This is a genomic window from Paenibacillus sp. OT2-17, from assembly GCF_009827695.1.
Taxonomy (GTDB): domain Bacteria; phylum Bacillota; class Bacilli; order Paenibacillales; family Paenibacillaceae; genus Paenibacillus; species Paenibacillus polymyxa_B.
Window position 1 is genome coordinate 61,728 of the sequence record NZ_WUDQ01000002.1, and the last position, 15,782, is coordinate 77,509.

Annotated in this window: 15 protein-coding genes and 1 riboswitch; of the genes, 5 read left to right on the forward strand and 10 right to left on the reverse strand. The window is 48.0% G+C overall.

All coding sequences use genetic code 11. From position 1 onward, the window contains the following. Positions 1-270 precede the first annotated feature (270 nt). The 8 genes from abc-f to GRP75_RS01495 all read right to left on the reverse strand — a co-directional run bounded on the left by abc-f (position 271) and on the right by GRP75_RS01495 (position 9,269). Positions 271-2,346: a ribosomal protection-like ABC-F family protein gene (gene abc-f / locus GRP75_RS01465; protein ID WP_160788425.1), complete on the reverse strand. Its 2,076-nt coding sequence runs from the start codon at positions 2,344-2,346 to the stop codon at positions 271-273. 103 nt (positions 2,347-2,449) lie between these two features. Continuing rightward, the gene (locus tag GRP75_RS29085) at positions 2,450-2,593 is read right to left on the reverse strand and encodes an RAxF-45 family protein (protein WP_016822706.1); all 144 of its coding nucleotides are present in this window, start codon (positions 2,591-2,593) and stop codon (positions 2,450-2,452) included. 80 nt (positions 2,594-2,673) lie between these two features. Next, positions 2,674-3,852 (reverse strand): MFS transporter, encoded by a 1,179-nt coding sequence (locus GRP75_RS01470; protein WP_160788426.1) that lies wholly within the window; start codon positions 3,850-3,852, stop codon positions 2,674-2,676. 69 nt (positions 3,853-3,921) lie between these two features. Then, positions 3,922-4,021, reverse strand: a riboswitch (purine riboswitch). A gap of 57 nt (positions 4,022-4,078) precedes the next feature. Beyond that, the gene (locus GRP75_RS01475; protein WP_160788427.1) at positions 4,079-5,038 is read right to left on the reverse strand and encodes an acetylxylan esterase; all 960 of its coding nucleotides are present in this window, start codon (positions 5,036-5,038) and stop codon (positions 4,079-4,081) included. Between the two features lie 11 nt (positions 5,039-5,049). After that, on the reverse strand, positions 5,050-6,099 hold the full coding sequence (locus GRP75_RS01480) for a glycoside hydrolase family 130 protein (protein ID WP_023990882.1): 1,050 nt from the start codon (positions 6,097-6,099) through the stop codon (positions 5,050-5,052). A gap of 60 nt (positions 6,100-6,159) precedes the next feature. After that, entirely contained in the window at positions 6,160-6,993 is an 834-nt protein-coding gene (locus GRP75_RS01485) for a carbohydrate ABC transporter permease (RefSeq protein ID WP_028540810.1), read from the reverse strand. Positions 6,994-6,995: 2 nt separating this feature from the next. Further along, entirely contained in the window at positions 6,996-7,880 is an 885-nt protein-coding gene (locus GRP75_RS01490; RefSeq protein ID WP_053326360.1) for a carbohydrate ABC transporter permease, read from the reverse strand. 66 nt (positions 7,881-7,946) lie between these two features. Next, complete coding sequence (locus tag GRP75_RS01495; protein ID WP_160788428.1) at positions 7,947-9,269, reverse strand: ABC transporter substrate-binding protein; 1,323 nt, start codon at positions 9,267-9,269, stop codon at positions 7,947-7,949. Positions 9,270-9,504: 235 nt separating this feature from the next. On the opposite strand from GRP75_RS01495, the gene GRP75_RS01500 reads away from it, so the two are divergent. The 3 genes from GRP75_RS01500 to GRP75_RS01510 all read left to right on the forward strand — a co-directional run bounded on the left by GRP75_RS01500 (position 9,505) and on the right by GRP75_RS01510 (position 13,104). Next, the gene (locus GRP75_RS01500; RefSeq protein WP_160788429.1) at positions 9,505-10,680 is read left to right on the forward strand and encodes an AGE family epimerase/isomerase; all 1,176 of its coding nucleotides are present in this window, start codon (positions 9,505-9,507) and stop codon (positions 10,678-10,680) included. Next, positions 10,677-11,876 carry a glycoside hydrolase family 130 protein gene (locus GRP75_RS01505; RefSeq protein ID WP_160788430.1) on the forward strand — a complete coding sequence of 400 codons (1,200 nt, stop codon included), beginning with the start codon at positions 10,677-10,679 and terminating at the stop codon, positions 11,874-11,876. Before GRP75_RS01500 ends, GRP75_RS01505 begins: the two co-directional genes overlap by 4 nt. A gap of 214 nt (positions 11,877-12,090) precedes the next feature. Continuing rightward, positions 12,091-13,104 carry a substrate-binding domain-containing protein gene (locus GRP75_RS01510; RefSeq protein WP_202403930.1) on the forward strand — a complete coding sequence of 338 codons (1,014 nt, stop codon included), beginning with the start codon at positions 12,091-12,093 and terminating at the stop codon, positions 13,102-13,104. A gap of 154 nt (positions 13,105-13,258) precedes the next feature. Here the strand turns inward: GRP75_RS01510 and GRP75_RS01515 are convergent, their stop codons facing one another. Next, positions 13,259-13,471, reverse strand: a complete 213-nt coding sequence (locus GRP75_RS01515; RefSeq protein ID WP_025721956.1) for a cold-shock protein — start codon at positions 13,469-13,471, stop codon at positions 13,259-13,261. Positions 13,472-13,591: 120 nt separating this feature from the next. Further along, complete coding sequence (locus GRP75_RS01520) at positions 13,592-14,107, reverse strand: DUF2179 domain-containing protein (protein WP_013312523.1); 516 nt, start codon at positions 14,105-14,107, stop codon at positions 13,592-13,594. Between the two features lie 156 nt (positions 14,108-14,263). On the opposite strand from GRP75_RS01520, the gene GRP75_RS01525 reads away from it, so the two are divergent. Further along, positions 14,264-14,440, forward strand: coding sequence for a CsbD family protein (locus GRP75_RS01525; protein WP_013312524.1), 177 nt, complete (start codon positions 14,264-14,266; stop codon positions 14,438-14,440). A 255-nt stretch (positions 14,441-14,695) separates the two neighbouring features. Further along, the gene (locus GRP75_RS01530; protein WP_160788432.1) at positions 14,696-15,739 is read left to right on the forward strand and encodes a stalk domain-containing protein; all 1,044 of its coding nucleotides are present in this window, start codon (positions 14,696-14,698) and stop codon (positions 15,737-15,739) included. The last annotated feature ends 43 nt before the right edge of the window (positions 15,740-15,782 follow it).

Sequence of the window (15,782 nt, forward strand, 5' to 3'; positions counted from 1 at the left end):
ACACAAACTTCATTTAACAATGAATCATATTATTTTATTCAATTTAAAAAGTATCATATGTTGCGAAATGCAAACAACTTTCTTTATATGTAAAATATAATAACAATAATATATCAATACCATTTATCTTAATTAATGGTCATTAATTTTTGTGATGATATCTTTGTCTTTTCACTGCAAAAAAGGTAGCCCTTCAGTAAACGTTCTACCTCAGGGCTACCCTCTATATAAAATAAACTGTTTTCTAGCCAGTAACTACTAGCCTGTCACCTACTCCAGCTCAACCCACTCGCCGAGCAACGTGTCCAGCTCGGCTTGCAACCGCTCACGCGCATCCCACAGCTCCGCCATGTGGATCGTATTGCCGCTTGTGCCGAGCAGCTCCAGCTCGGTATCCGCCGCCGCCAATTCTGCTTCTTTGGCGGCGATGGCCCGCTCCAACCGCTCGCTGGATGCAGCGGGCGTGCGTGATGGCTTCGCGGCCTTCGCTTCGCGGGCTCCAGACCCGGCAGCGGGCGAACCCAAGCGATTTGAGCGTGCACGGCTCGCATCGGCTCCCGCAGTCGCTCCCGTATGCGCAGCCGGCCCCGTGCCATTGCTCGCTGCACTGGAATGTGCAGCTGTGCCCGAGCCTGAGCCGCCACCGGATGCGGCTCTGCTTGCAGATGTCGGGCGCGTCCCGGTACCCCCCTCGCTCTGTAGATGAGCGTTTTCCAGCTCCCGCTTCTTCGCTCGGTACTCATCAAAGCTGCCCAGATAAAAGGTCAGCTTTCCAGCCTCCAGCTCCCACACGCGTCCTGCCAGCTTATTCACAAAATAGCGGTCATGTGAAATCGCCAGTACCGTTCCCGTGTAGGTGTCTAATGCTTCCTCCAGCGCCTCGCGTGAGTCAATGTCCAGATGGTTCGTCGGCTCATCCAGCACCAACAAATTTGGCTTTTTCATGACCAGCAACGCCAGCCGCAAGCGGGACCATTCGCCACCGGACAGCATGCTCACGGGCTTAAACACATCAGCACCGTAAAACAAATACTTCGCTAGCAACCCGCGTGCCTCACCTTCTTCCACCCCTGCTTCCTCCTTGAAGTAAGCAAGCACAGTCGCCCGGCTATTCCGTTCTCTCTCTTGCTGCGCCAAATATCCATACTCCACGCGCGCACCCCACTGGACCGTGCCTGCATCCGCGCTTTCCTGACCAAGCAGCAGCTTGAGCAGCGTCGTTTTGCCTGAACCGTTATCGCCCAGCAAGGCCACCTTTTCACCGAATTCCAGGCTGCCCGTTGCCCCGTTTAATATCTGACGCTCTCCATAGGCTTTAACGATTTCTTCAAACTGCAGCACCCGGCGACCGGAACGATCCTCCAGCTTTAAGTGAAATTCCGCCCCCTGCGGGTCCAATACAGGCCGCTTCACCAGCTCCATACGCTCCAACGCCTTACGAATGGAGGCTGCTTTTTTGAAAAACTTTTCGTTGTCGCCATTGCGCCCCCACTCTTCAAAACGCCGAATGGCCTCTTTCATCTTTTTGATCCGCTTTTGCTGTTCCTTATAATCTTCAAATTGCAGTAGCAATCGTTCTTCCTTTTCCTTAACATAGCCGCTGTAGTTCGTATAATACGTAAACGCCTCGCCATCCTCAAGCTCAATCATTTTAACGGCGACCCGATCCAGAAAATAACGATCATGAGATACAACCACACACGCACCTGTGTAGCCCTGCAAAAATTGCTCCAGCCATTCCAGCCCCTTCAAATCCAGATGGTTGGTCGGCTCATCCAGCAGCAACAAATCCGGCCGCCCGATGAGCTGTGATGCCAGCGCTATTTTTGTTTTCTCTCCACCCGACAGCGACCCGAAGCTGCGCGTATACATTCCTTTGGGAATACGTAGACCATCCGCTACCTGGTCAATGTTTGCATCCATTTCGTAGCCGCCGTTGCACTCAAACCGTTCCTGCAAGGCAGCATACGATTGCAGCAGCTTCTCCAGAAGGCCCACGTCTGCTGCCACAACCGGATCTGACATTTCCCGTTCCAGTGTGCTCATCTGATTGCGGCAATCCTTCAGCTCACGATAGGCGTAAGCCAGCGTTTCGTACACAGTAAAACTCTCAAACTCCGCCGGAATTTGCGGTAAATAGCCGATTTTCGTATCCTTGGCGATGACGAGCTGCCCTTCATCCGGGCGGGACAAACGTGCAATTAGGCGTAATAGGGTGGTTTTACCGCTTCCGTTGCGGCCGATGAGTCCCACCTTTTCTCCTGTATGGATATCAAACGATGCACCATCCAAAATCAGATTGGCAGCGTGGTATTTTTTCAATTGTTGGCCGTTTACTATATACATGTTCAGGCTCTCCTTTTTTTAGGAAGACCCTTACCCGGGTAACACAAAAAGAGCCGCAGGAGCAACCCCGCGACTCTTCGGAAGATACAGCAATCCGTTCGAGTTAAGGTAGGCGTCTTCTCGCGATGTTTACAACCGTATGATTAAAATTGGACAGACTTCTCCCGTTGTATGGAAAAGCATGAACAATGCCAGCCATAGCAATCGGCAGCTGGCTAATACGGTTGTTCAGCATCTCGTGATTCACCTACCTCACCTCCTTCTTCATAATTGTGTGTAGTATAACATGTTTGCTCGTATTATAAAAGAGGGTGATGGTCCAGCAAACTATGAAACAGAATGGTGCCCTCCAACAGCCTGGGATGTCCCGGCTCTGGTAATCGAAAATACGCCGCAGACAAAAGCAACAATCACAAATGCCCCACCCACCCAAGCGTTCGTGGCAACAGATTCACTATTCTCAATCACTACACCTCCCAAGGCAGAACCGAGAGCGATCCCGACCTGAAGTGCGGAGAAATTAAAGCTTTGCTGAATACTACCCGATTCGGGTGCATTTTCAATAAGATAACTTTGCATCGGGGGCGACAAGGCCCAACTCAGTATGCCCCAGATGATCAATAATGGCGCAAATACATAAATCGAGTGGATTGAGAATGGCAGCAGGAACATCACGGCGATAAACACGCCTACGACGACTAAAATACTTTTCGCTGTGCCGAACCGATCTGCCAAAGAGCCGCCAATAAAACCGCCGCTCACTGCCGCCAGCCCAAAGACAAAATAGGCCACACTAACCCACGAAGCGTTTAAGCCCATCATATTTTCTAAAAACGGAGTGAAATACGCATATAACGTGTAATGACCCGCCAGTGTCAGCGTGGTCACCAGATGAGCACTGATGACTTTAACATTTTTTAAGGATTTCAGCTGATCGCGCATAGGCACAACATGTTCCGTCGGAATCCGCTCCATAAACAAGTTGATAACGATCATAGCAACGACCGTCAACAAGGCAATGATCAGGAAAAGCACCCGCCAGCCAAACGCATTTCCAATCAGCACCCCGGCTGGAATACCTAGAACGATGGAGGAGCTAACCCCCATGGAGATGACACCAAGGACACGGGCCTGATAAGCCTTGGACACCACTTTGACTGCAATGGTCAGTGACAATGTCACGATCAGCGACCCGCTTGCAGCGGTAACGATACGGGATACAAACAAGACAGCATAATTCGGACTCCAGAAGGCCAGCAGACTTCCCAGAATAAAGATAAACATCGACCACAGGTACAGTCGTTTTCGTTCAATTTTGGCGGTCAACGCCAACAAAGTTGGCCCAGCAATAGCATACACGAGCGCATAGATCATGATAAGCTGTCCTGCCGTGCTTACGGAGACATTCAAATCCTGTGCAATTTGGGGTAGCACACCACCGATAATCAGCTCCACCAAACCCACCGTAAAGGTCGCAATCGTTAAAATAACTACTTTGAAGTTCATTACATTAACTCCTTTGCTGTCATGTAAATTCCCTCGTATTACGCAAAAAAATCCTGACCACAAGAAATGTACAAGACGTACACTTTTTGTAATCAGGATTTATCGGTTCCTGGTAGAGACCCTCAAACCATATTATTGAGGTTATACAAATGGGGCATTCATTTATTACGCATTCACGAAGGTTATAGCTATTACTATAAAGGAGCCTGTGGCTAAGTTCAACCCCCTACAGCCGCAAAAATTCGCTCATGGCACGATCCGACAGATAGGGTAGATACTCATGACCGTATTCGTGATACAGGAGTATTTCCTTGTCTGATACGATTTTATTGTACACCGCAAACTGCGTGGAGGGTGGACAGATGGTGTCCGACAGCCCTGTCACAAACAACACACGACCACGAATACGATCTGCCAAATGTTGAATATCGATGTAGCCTAGTCGGTGAAAGAGCTCCTCCTCGCGCATATGATTCGGATCAAACCAACGAAAATAATAAACCAGTTCTTCATATGCAGATGTAGTGGCATCCAGCGCCCAAGATCTTTTATAGTCCGACAGAAATGGATATACCGGAACTGCCATACGGACACGTGGCTCCAATGCAGCGCAGGCAACCGTTAAGGCCCCTCCCTGGGAGCAGCCAAATGCGCCGATCCGTTCAGGGTCGACCTGCTCCATAGACATCAGAATGCGTACCGTCTGCACGGTATCCAAAAATACATTGCGGTAATACATCCGATCCGGGTCCGGGTCGTCAATCCCCCGGATGATATGGCCGCGAACCGTCGTTCCTTGAACCTGCAAATTGTCCTCTGATAGCCCTCCTTGCCCCCGGCAATCCATAGCCAGCACGGTGAATCCGTGTGCCGCATAGCTTACCTTGTCGAACCAGTCACCACTGTCGCAGGAATATCCATGAAACATGGCCAACGCTGGACCTTGTTCCGTAAGGTGCTTAGGACGAGCCAGCTTCCCATGAACCTTCGCTCCGCCCACTCCAGTAAAATATAGATGGTAACACTCCACCATCGGAGAGACAAAATCAGCAGGCTCCAGTGTATAATCAAGCGGCTGCCGCTCCAGCTCCTGTAATGCCCGTTCCCAGTATGCGTCAAAGTCCGGCGGCTTCGGGTTACTCCCCATATATGACTGCAATTGCTGTAAAGACATATCCTCTGGCATTCAAGTTCCTCCTACATCCGGCCCGACTCGCGGTCGTCTGCGACCACTTCATCCGTTGCGATAACATACTTCATAATGTCAGTTACTGTCGTGTATGCGATACCTACATACGTGTCAGCGGCTCCATAATAAATCGCAATCCGCCCAGTGTCCGCATCATGCAGCGTAGCACACGGGAAAACCACATTCGGCACAAAGCCCCGTTCTTCGTACCATTCCTCTGGGGTCAGCACGAAATTGGAGGAACGATATTTAACTTTAGACGGATCATCCAGGTCAAGAACGGCTACGCCCATACTGTATACCAGCCCATTGCACGTGCCCGTCACCCCGTGGTAGAACATCAGCCAACCCTCGGTCGTCTCAATCGGGGCCGGTCCGCCGCCAATCTTTACCGATTGCCACCAGCCCTGTCCGCCCTTGCTCATGACATGACGGTGCTTGCCCCAATAGACCAAGTCAGGACTTTCACTTAGAAAAATGTCGCCAAACGGTGTATGTCCGCTGTCGCTCGGACGGGATAGCAACATAAAGTTTCCGTTTAGCTTGCGGGGCAACAGCACACCATTGCGATTAAACGGCAGGAACGGATTTTCCAATCGTACAAAGCTTTTAAAATCCTTTGTTTGTGCTATTCCCAACGCTGCACCGTAAAAATCTGTGCACCAGATGATATAATACGTATCCTCCACGCGGACCAGACGCGGATCGTAAGCATAATTAGGCTGGTAATCGCTTCCTTCCTCATCGACCAAATGCAGACGTTCTGTCTCAATGTCCCAAGCCAACCCGTCGTCACTCCAGCCTAGATGCAAATGCGGACGTCCATTAATCGTTTCAGCCCGGAATACCCCTACAAACCGTCCCTCATACGGGGCTACTGCACTGTTGAAAATACGGGCAATACCCGGCACCGGATTGCGTCCAATGACTGGGTTTTCAGTATGCCTCCACACCGGAGCCTCGCTACCTTCCGGCTTATCCTGCCACGGCATTTTCGACAGACTTTCTCCCACAATTCGTACGTCACCTACATCCAAATCCACATTCAATTTACTCATACGTATATTCTCCTCTCACCGAGATACTTGATCTCATCATTTTTCTATTTCGCCGTTATTCTATTTCACTGAACCCTGCGCGAATCCGTTATAGATATATTTTTGTAATGATAAAAACGCAATCAGCGTCGGAATAATGGCAATGATAATGCCCGCGCTAATAACTTCCCATTGCGAGCCATATGGCCCTTTAAACTTGAACAGCGCCGTCGATATAACCTGAAGGCTTGTTTTGGGCATATACAGGAACGGGGTGTAAAAGTCGTTGTAAATATTAACGCCCTTGATAATGATCACCGTCACAATGGCAGGCTTCAGCAGGGGCAAGATAATGCGCCAGTAGATCGTCAGATAGGAGGCCCCATCCAGCATGGCCGATTCATCCAGCGCCACCGCAATGGAATCCAGAAATTGCAGAAAAATATACACCGCAATAATATCCGTTCCCAAATACAGCAAGATTGCCGCCCAAGGCGTGTTAAACAGCTCCAGCTTGTTGATAATTTGAAATGTCGATACCTGAGTCGTTACCCCCGGAATGAGGGTCGCGAGCAGGAACGCTCCGAGCATAAGACTTTTGCCCTTAAATTTAAAACGGTTCAAAATATACGCGATCATGGAACCCGTTAACGTGGCTCCGATGATCGAAATCAACAGGATAAAAGCTGTGTTCACAAATCCGGTCAGCATATTTCCGTTAATAAAGGCTTTGGTATAGTTAGCCCAATTCAGCCAGTTCACGGGGGGAGTCAGAGGACTGGTTGCCGCATATTCAGTCTTCGTCTTCAAAGATGCAAACAAAATGACGACAATCGGCAGCAGTGCAATGAACGCACCTAGTAGTAGCGCCGCATACTTGATGCTGCTAGCCAGTATTATTTTCAGCTTATACATGATTAGTCCTCCTCTCCCCGAATTAGCAACCGTTGAAGCAGCGTAACAGCGATTACGATCAGCAGCAGAACAACCGCCATCGCCGAGGCCAAACCGACCTTGCTGTATTTGAATGCCACATCAAGCGTTTGAATGACGAATGTTTCGCTACCGTTGGAGCCACCGGTCATAATATACGGAATATCGAATGCACTGACCGCACCGCTAATTGCCAAGATGAGATTCAACTGCAAAATCCGCTTGATGCTCGGCAAAATAATTGAGCGGAACTGATGCCAGCGGTTGGCTCCATCGATATCGGCTGCTTCATACAAATCACTGGATATGGAAGAAATCGCACCCAGAAACACAATAAAGTTAAAGCCCATGTATCTCCAGATCGACGTGCCAGCCAGCGAAATATTGATAATCTCCGGGTTGCCCAGCCACAGCTTGACATACGAACCCAGCCCCACTGCCTGAAGCAGGGTATCGAGCGTGCCGTCTGGCTTAAAAAAGAATAGAAAAATAAAACCAATGGCCACCCCGTTCATTAGGGAAGGAAAAAATAAAACGCCTTTAAAGAAATTTTTAAACCAGGTCTGAAAGCTGAGAATGGTTGCAAAATAAAGGGCCAGACCCATCTGTACAAACGTGGCTACAAAGTAATACAGACTGACCTTAAACACCGAGAAATACTCGGGGTCGGTAAAGATTTTGATATAGTTTTCAAAACCCACATATTCCAGACGCTTACTATAGCCGTTCCAGTCCGAAAAGCTGTATTTAAACATATTGATCACCGGCAAGTACGCAAAAGTGATCAGCAGCGCTAGCGGAATAAATGAAAAGGCAACAATAATCGCCAATCTTTGTTTGGAGTAGCTGAGATTCGAAAATTTTAACATGCTGCACCTCCTGGCTATCCGTCCATCGACTGCTACGTCGATCCTTTTTTTCGTCAGTTCAGATGGCTATTTTGCTTCCTTTGCAGCCACTTCAGCACGCGCCTTCACCCATGCATCGTTCAGGTCTTTCATAATAGCGTCATACGATTCCGGGCGGTTACCAACCGCTGCCTCAATAATGCGTTTCTTGAAATCGGGCTGCCACAAACCAATTTCGCCCATTTTGTCTATTTTATCAACAATTCCTTCCTGTCCTTTTTGAGACGGAGTAAGCGTTTCAAAAACGACTCCCTGATCTTCGTATTGCTTCAAAATGCTAGGCATTGGGGCACCCTTCAGCGGACTAATACTGCCTGCCTGCTCTACAGCATAGTTGGACTTTTCGGTAAACCAGTCCACCCAAGCACGGGCCGCCGATTTATTTTCACTGTTTACGTTAATACCGAGATTAAAATCACCCGCTAGCGGTACAAGTACCTTCGAGGCATTCGTCGGGAAAGGCATAAAACCGATATCTTCCTTGTTAGGAGCTGTGCTTTTGATCTGGTCAATCGCCCAAGAGCCAAGTACCATCGCACCGATTTTGCCTTGAGCGAGATCCGCCTTGGAGGTCTCCCAATCCGTAGTCGTTGGATCTTTTTCAATCAGGCCTTTTTTAGCTGCATCGTACAGGACCTTATACAGTTCATAGTGGGGCTGTCCTTTCGTGAAATTGTCATCTGTATTTGGCTGTGTGATATTCACGTATTCCTTCGTACCCGCCAATGTTGCCAGACTAGACTCCCACTGGGTCAGTGCCCAACCAGAGGCATAGTTCGTAAACAGCGGCACTGCCTTGGTTTTGTCCTTAATCTGCTGTAACGCTGTTAGGAATTGGTCCGGTGTTTTGGGAAGCTGCGTGATTCCTGCGTCCTTGAACACCTTTTTGTTATAAATCACACCAGAGTAAACCATCGCAATTGGAATACCGTAACTGTTATGATCCACCGTACGTTCTTCAAGGCCGGTATACTTGTTTTTCATCTCCTCATAAGTACCCAGCGGCTCGAAAAAGTTGGGCAGCTCTTCAACTGGAATACTGCCAGGAATCAGCAAAACATCTCCGTAATCCCTGGTCCCCATCCGGATTTTAATCTGGCCCTCATAGTCGGCCAATGCCTGAAAATTGACCTTCACGTTCGGATAAAGCTTGTTAAATTCCTTGGCGTAGTCCTGAAACACCGTATCCACAATATCTGTCCGCTGTGTGATAACCGTAATTTCACCTTCCACATCCTTTGGATCAGAGCTGGCTGCTGGTGTATCCGGTGCTTTTGGAGCACAGCCTGCAAACAAACCCGCTACTAGTAGCACTGACAACAATGGCATCAAAACTTTAGACAACTTCATAAAACGACCCCTCCCATTTTTTTGAATAAGGTTATCGTTAAGCTAACAAAAATTATTTTATTATGATAACGCTTACTATGTCAATTACATTATTTTTTTGTACAGTACGCTGGGCTATTATCTTGTAAATAAACACAAGACGAGAATAGTTGACAGTTTACAAACACCTAGATATGATACTTCTGTAAAGTTAACGATAACCTAATAACTCATTTTCCGAAGGAGGCTTTGTCTCTTGGAAACACTACTGGACGAAATTAGACAGGAATGGAAGGAACACATACTCCCATTCTGGCTTGGACTGAAGGATGAGACACACGGTGGGTTTTACGGCGAGGTGGATGTGGATCTGCACACTCATAACCAAGCCGACAAAGGCGGGATTGCCACTGCACGGCTACTCTGGTCATTCTCGGCGGCTGCCCGTGTAACAGGGGAAAATACCTATGCAGAAGCCGCACGACATGCATTCACATTCCTGCGGAATCACCTGCTTGATCCATTACATGGAGGAATGTACTGGATGGTGGACTACACCGGGCAACCCGTGGACACGTGCAAGCATGTATACGCGCAGGCATTTGCGATCTATGCGATAGCAGAGCATGCACGTGCCACAGACGACCCGAATGCATTACCACTAGCTATGGAGCTGTTCCATTTGCTGGAGCAAAAAGGATATGATCGCACCCGACAGGCATACGGCGAACAATATGACCGCTTGTGGAACACGCAGCCTAATGAGCTACTCAGCGAAAATGGGGTTACCGCGCATATCACCATGAATACGCATATTCATGTTTTGGAGGCGTATACCCAATTGCTGCGCGTCTGGCCAAATGAAGAGGTTCGAAATGCGCTGACGAACGTACTGGATATTTTATATCATCGTGTTTACGATGCTTCTGCCCGACGATTGGGGGTATTCTTCGACCGTGAATGGCGCTCTCTGCTTGACCTGACCTCATATGGTCACGACATCGAAGCCAGCTGGTTGATTGAGGACGCTATGAGTGTGCTGGGTTATTACCCGTCAGAATACGTGGATATGGTGATGGATATTGCCAATGCGGTAGCAGAGCGCGCTGTTCAGCCAGACGGATCGCTCATCAATGAGCGGGAAGGAGAGCGAGTAGACACCTCACGTATCTGGTGGGTACAGGCCGAGGGGATGGTTGGTTTTTACAATGCGTTTCAACGTACAAAAGACGAACGTTTTTTGCAAATTGTGAAAAATCTATGGTCCTATACCCGGCAATATATCATCGATCCGCGCCCCGGAGGCGAATGGTTCTGGTCAGTTCAAGCGGATGGTAAGCCTGATGCGAGAGAGATTGCAGGACCCTGGAAGTGCCCTTATCACAACAGCCGATTTTGCATAGAAATGCTAGAAAGGATGGAAAACCAATGATCCATAGCAAATACAATGAGCTGCGGTTGCAGCAAGAGGAACTGATTACACGCCCCAATGAGGTTAAAACTACCTTTTATAATGGTATCTACGAACGCTACCTCTATCCAGTGCTCACACGCCATCATGTTCCACTTCACTGGCGGTTTGATCTGGATGCGCAAACTAATCCCTTTTTCATGGAGCGGCTGGGTGTAAATGCGGCATTGAATCCAGGGGCAATCTATCATGAAGGAAAATACATTCTTGTTTCGCGTACCGAGGGACTGGATCGAAAATCATTTTTCGCTTTAGCAGAGAGCGATAACGGCATTGATCAATTTCGATTCATTGACGCCCCCCTAGTATGGGAGGATATCGACCCAGAAGAAACAAATATGTACGATATGCGGCTGGTGAAGCATGAGGACGGCTGGATTTACGGTATTTATTGCTCAGAGAAAAAAGACCCTGACGCACCACCTCACGATACCTCCAGTGCTGTCGCTCAGGCCGGACTGGTCCGTACTCGTGATCTTCGTACATGGACCCGGCTTCCCAACATCACTACCCAATCCCCACAGCAGCGCAACGTTGTCCTGCACCCTGAATTTGTGGACGGTCAATATGCCTTCTATACTCGTCCCCAGGACGGATTTATTTCCACCGGCTCGGGCGGAGGCATCGCCTTCGGCCTGTGCAAAGATATTACACAACCCGTGATTGAACACGAAACCGTCATTGATGAGCGTTGCTATCATACGGTGTACGAAGCCAAGAACGGGCAGGGTCCCGCCCCGATTAAGACGAAGCTCGGCTGGATTCATATCGCTCACGGGGTACGCAATACAGCCGCCGGGCTGCGGTATGTGCTGTATACCTTTGCCACCAGTCTGGAAGACCCTACGCGCGTCATTGCCAAGCCTGGCGGGCACTTCCTGGCTCCTTATGATGAGGAACGCGTGGGCGACGTTTCGAATGTTATTTTTTGCAACGGGGCTGTTGTTAACGAGCAAGATGAAGTCTTTATCTACTACGCATCTAGTGATACCCGTATCCACGTGGCGACGACCACCATCGCTCGACTGGAGGACTACACCTTCAATACACCATCCGACCCGCTGCGCTCTCTCAGCAGCGCCGCTGTTCGCCGTGATCTGATTCATCACAATGAAGCGCTATTGAAAGCGCACTCCCGTCCTTCTCAGCAGACATAAGCCGCAGGCTTTATCCTGCTTGCGGAACCATGTATACTATCCATAGAACAACTGTTACCCGCAGGCTAATTGTTGTTCTATGGGCAGCTACGCTGCCAGTCTTTGTATCTTTACAGAACAGCTAAGCTACTACTATATTCCCCCAGCATTTTGCATCCATTCTCTGGATTTAGGCAAGATGCTTATCTTTTTAAAATTGGAAGGCGGAACAGGAATGAAGAGCAACGTAACGATGCGGGATATTGCAGATAAGCTGGGAGTAAGCAGCGTGACCGTGTCGAAGGCGCTCAATGACAAGGATGGGGTTAGCGAGGAGCTAAAAGAGCGTATTAAGACGCTCGCGGGCGAAATGGGTTATCGTTTCAATACCGTTGCCAAGTCCATGAAGGAGGGCCTCACCTATAACATTGGTGTTGTCATTCCCGAACGCTTTACCGGCCCTGGCCAATCGTTTTATCTGCACATCTACCAGCAAATTTCACGGGCACTGGAGCCATACGGCTACTACGGCATCCTTCACATCCTCCATCGCGAAGACGAAGAACAGCTTAATCTGCCACGTATCTATTACGACCGCAAGGTGGACGGCTTCATTCTCCTGGGCCAAGTGAGCAAGCCATATATTGAGCTTGTACAAACCATGGACCTGCCCAAAATGTTTCTCGATTTTTATGACGAGCATGCCGATATCGACTCCGTGGTGACGGATAATTTTTACGGAGCCTACGAGCTGACCAACTATTTGATCGCCCAGGGACACCGGGATATTGCATATGTGGGTAATATCTATTCTACCAGTAGTATTCAGGATCGTTTCCTCGGCTACTATAAATCCTTGCTGGAGCACAGGTTGCCCCTCCGTAACGAGTGGGTGCTCAGTGACCGGGACGATGAGGGTACTTATGTTGAAATGGAGCTTCCTCAGCCGCTACCAACTGCCTTTGTATGTAACTGCGATCAGGTCGCTCACAATCTGGTGCATAAGCTCATTGGCCTGGGATACCGCGTACCTGAAGACTGCTCTGTGGTCGGCTTTGACAACGATGTATACGCCACTCTTATTGTTCCGCAACTGACCACGGTCGGAGTAGACATCGAGCAGATGGCACGTACCGCGATTGATTCGATGATGAAAAAAATAAGCCATCCCGGCAGCCGCTTTGGTCGAGTCTTGGTGCAGGGACACATTGTATATCGTGATTCCGTGAAGCCCATCCAGAGACCATGATCAACGCATACCTTACTTGGGACAAGTCACCCCTACTCTAATTTCCACAACCAAAAGCCGCTCAGCATGTCGCTGGAGCGGCTTTTGACGTTCATAAATTCTGCAGTGTGATCATTGTACTCACATTCAATTGTAGATTTTGCAAAATCCTGGATTAGGAACGCTGGGCGACAAAGGAATTGCCCGCCCGATTGAGAATCGGCAGCATCCGCATTTCTTGCCCCATCGAGGCTTGGCAAAATGGACAAGCCGGCTCGTTCAAAAAGGTGAAATCCGTTCGCATCCAACCGTTGCAACCCTCGTTTGTACACGACCAAATAGCCGTATTTTCCTCTGGAATGATTTCCGGGGCCTGGCGTCTGTACATCTATATCCCCCCTCGGTTTTTATAGGGTAATATCCCCCTGTCGGCTTACTGTTAATTTCCACCTGTCCGGGTATTAATATGCTCTAACGTCCAAAAAATATGCGCAATTTACCAAAATGTTTATTTACGGATAGCCTTGGTCCAGAAGCCGCCATGAAATTGCTTCGGCTCTACCGTAATGACAAAAGCCTTAGGATCCAGCTCCAGAATGGACTGATACAGCCTATTCTGGTTTTTCCGTTTAGCCAAAATTTCCATCACCAGGCGTTCTCCATCACGTCCACTGCCCAGCCAGGCTGTAACGCCGTATCCCTTGTCCCGCAGCGCATTGGCAATTCCTCCATTGATCTCATTGCTGATCACCTTAACGGTGACATAACCGAGAGCAATTTTTTCCTCAATCCATGCCCCAATAAGAATGCCCAATGCATAGCCAATGGCGTAGACTGCAAGACTTGCCACTTGATCCAGATACTTAAGCACAACGTTCAGGCCCAACACATAGACCGTAACCTCCACGGTGCTAATGAGCGCAGCAATGTACTTCTGTCCTTTCAGCGTCAGAATCATGCGCAGTGTATACGCCGATACGTAAATAATTTGAATAACAAGAATAAACAATAAAATTTTGAGCATGCGCTCACTCCCCACTTCACGTTCTGATTTAACCCGTATCCAACATTATACCCCCGTCTGTGATATACAGCCTCTGGTTTCGTATTACCCTCGCTCGGGTAATGACTAACTACAGCATGCTGAATGAAAGTTCGATCACATAAGGAGGGCTATAACATGAAGGATAACGGAACTAGCGATAAAATTAAAGGTAATGTGAACAAAGCCAAAGGTGAAATCAAGGACCAAATCGGGAACGCTACCGATAATAAGTCCCTTCAAGCCGAAGGTAAACTAGATAAGGCCAAAGGCCATCTTCAGGAAACAGCAGGCAAACTGAAGGACGGAAAATAATCCTGAATGGATAACCTCGGCGCACTGTTTTACCAACAAGTCTCGCTGTCTTGTGCAGCGGGCTTGTTTTGTGTTGTTCGGATACTTTTGGAAAAATATTTACGCAAACAGGGAAACTTTTGCAGCCGCTTTTGCGTCTAACTAGTATAGGCACAACCCATAATGACTCTCCAAGCTGTTGGATTTTGTAGGCATTAATGTTACTCTAGTCTATGAACCAGGCTATAATTCTTAAATAAAGGGGTAGACCGACGAATGAAATCATTGAAGTCCATGAAGAAACCTGTCATCATCACTGCCGTATCCGCCTTGGCCATATCCGGGGCTCTTTTCAGCCAATCTACATATGCTGCACAAGTAACTAAGCCGATCCAAGCAGTATATAACAATATTAAAATTATCTACAACGGAACCGAGGTTCCTGCTGATGCTAAAACAGAACCATTTCTACTGGATGGCGTGACGTATATCCCGCTGAAGCTGGCAGGTACAGCTTTGGATAAAAAAGTAACATGGGATGGAACAAACAAACGCGTAGTCATTGCCGACAACGGCGTTCCTATTGATCAATCTACGGTTACAGCACTGAACAATCAAATTACGACGCTGACTCAGGAGCTCAACACTGCGAAAGCAGCGAACACGACGAAGGACGCTACCATTGCTCAATTGCAAAAAGACAACCAGACGCTAAAAGATGAAGCAAGCAAAAATAGCTCTAGCACCTTGAAAGATCTTCAAAAGAAGCTGAACGATGATCACAGCGATGCCTACGATACTAATTCGGATATTGAGCTCAGTGGCAACAAAAACGATATTACAGTGACCATCGAAATGACGAAATCCAGATGGGAAGGTTTATCCAGCAGCAAACAAAGAACCTATCTGGAAGATATCGTTGAAGATATTTTGAAAGAGTACAAAGATGCCGAGGTTGAAGGTACGGTTAAGAACTCTAGTAATAGAGATAAATTAGCAACCTTTACAACCAATAGCAGAGGCGATGTTACGATTAAAAAAGTAGGTACATCTTTCGACGCAAGCAGTATCCAACGTGATTTATTCAACAGATACAGCAGCTACGCCGGATACGGCTTTGATTTCAGCGTAAGAGGCGACAGCAATAAAGCTAACGTGGATGTGTATGTAAATCCGGATGATTGGAACAAGATGTCAAATTTACAAAGAAGCAACCTGACAGATGGCATTATTGATTTTCTTAAAGACGAAGAGTCCATTGATAGAGTCGATGGAACTGTACGCAATAAAGGGAACAGCAGTCAAATCATTACCTTCTAAGATTATGACTTGTTTATATTATACTAATCAAAATATTCATATA

Coding starts and splice junctions, on each gene's coding strand:
- GRP75_RS01515 (WP_025721956.1), bottom strand. CDS start 13,471: ATGTACAGACGCCAGGCCCCGGAAATCATTCCAGAGGAAAATACGGCT.
- GRP75_RS01505 (WP_160788430.1), top strand. CDS start 10,677: ATGATCCATAGCAAATACAATGAGCTGCGGTTGCAGCAAGAGGAACTG.
- GRP75_RS01475 (WP_160788427.1), bottom strand. CDS start 5,038: ATGCCAGAGGATATGTCTTTACAGCAATTGCAGTCATATATGGGGAGT.
- GRP75_RS01530 (WP_160788432.1), top strand. CDS start 14,696: ATGAAATCATTGAAGTCCATGAAGAAACCTGTCATCATCACTGCCGTA.
- abc-f (WP_160788425.1), bottom strand. CDS start 2,346: ATGTATATAGTAAACGGCCAACAATTGAAAAAATACCACGCTGCCAAT.
- GRP75_RS01480 (WP_023990882.1), bottom strand. CDS start 6,099: ATGAGTAAATTGAATGTGGATTTGGATGTAGGTGACGTACGAATTGTG.
- GRP75_RS01470 (WP_160788426.1), bottom strand. CDS start 3,852: ATGAACTTCAAAGTAGTTATTTTAACGATTGCGACCTTTACGGTGGGT.
- GRP75_RS01510 (WP_202403930.1), top strand. CDS start 12,091: ATGAAGAGCAACGTAACGATGCGGGATATTGCAGATAAGCTGGGAGTA.
- GRP75_RS01485 (WP_028540810.1), bottom strand. CDS start 6,993: ATGTATAAGCTGAAAATAATACTGGCTAGCAGCATCAAGTATGCGGCG.
- GRP75_RS01490 (WP_053326360.1), bottom strand. CDS start 7,880: ATGTTAAAATTTTCGAATCTCAGCTACTCCAAACAAAGATTGGCGATT.
- GRP75_RS01495 (WP_160788428.1), bottom strand. CDS start 9,269: ATGAAGTTGTCTAAAGTTTTGATGCCATTGTTGTCAGTGCTACTAGTA.
- GRP75_RS01525 (WP_013312524.1), top strand. CDS start 14,264: ATGAAGGATAACGGAACTAGCGATAAAATTAAAGGTAATGTGAACAAA.
- GRP75_RS01520 (WP_013312523.1), bottom strand. CDS start 14,107: ATGCTCAAAATTTTATTGTTTATTCTTGTTATTCAAATTATTTACGTA.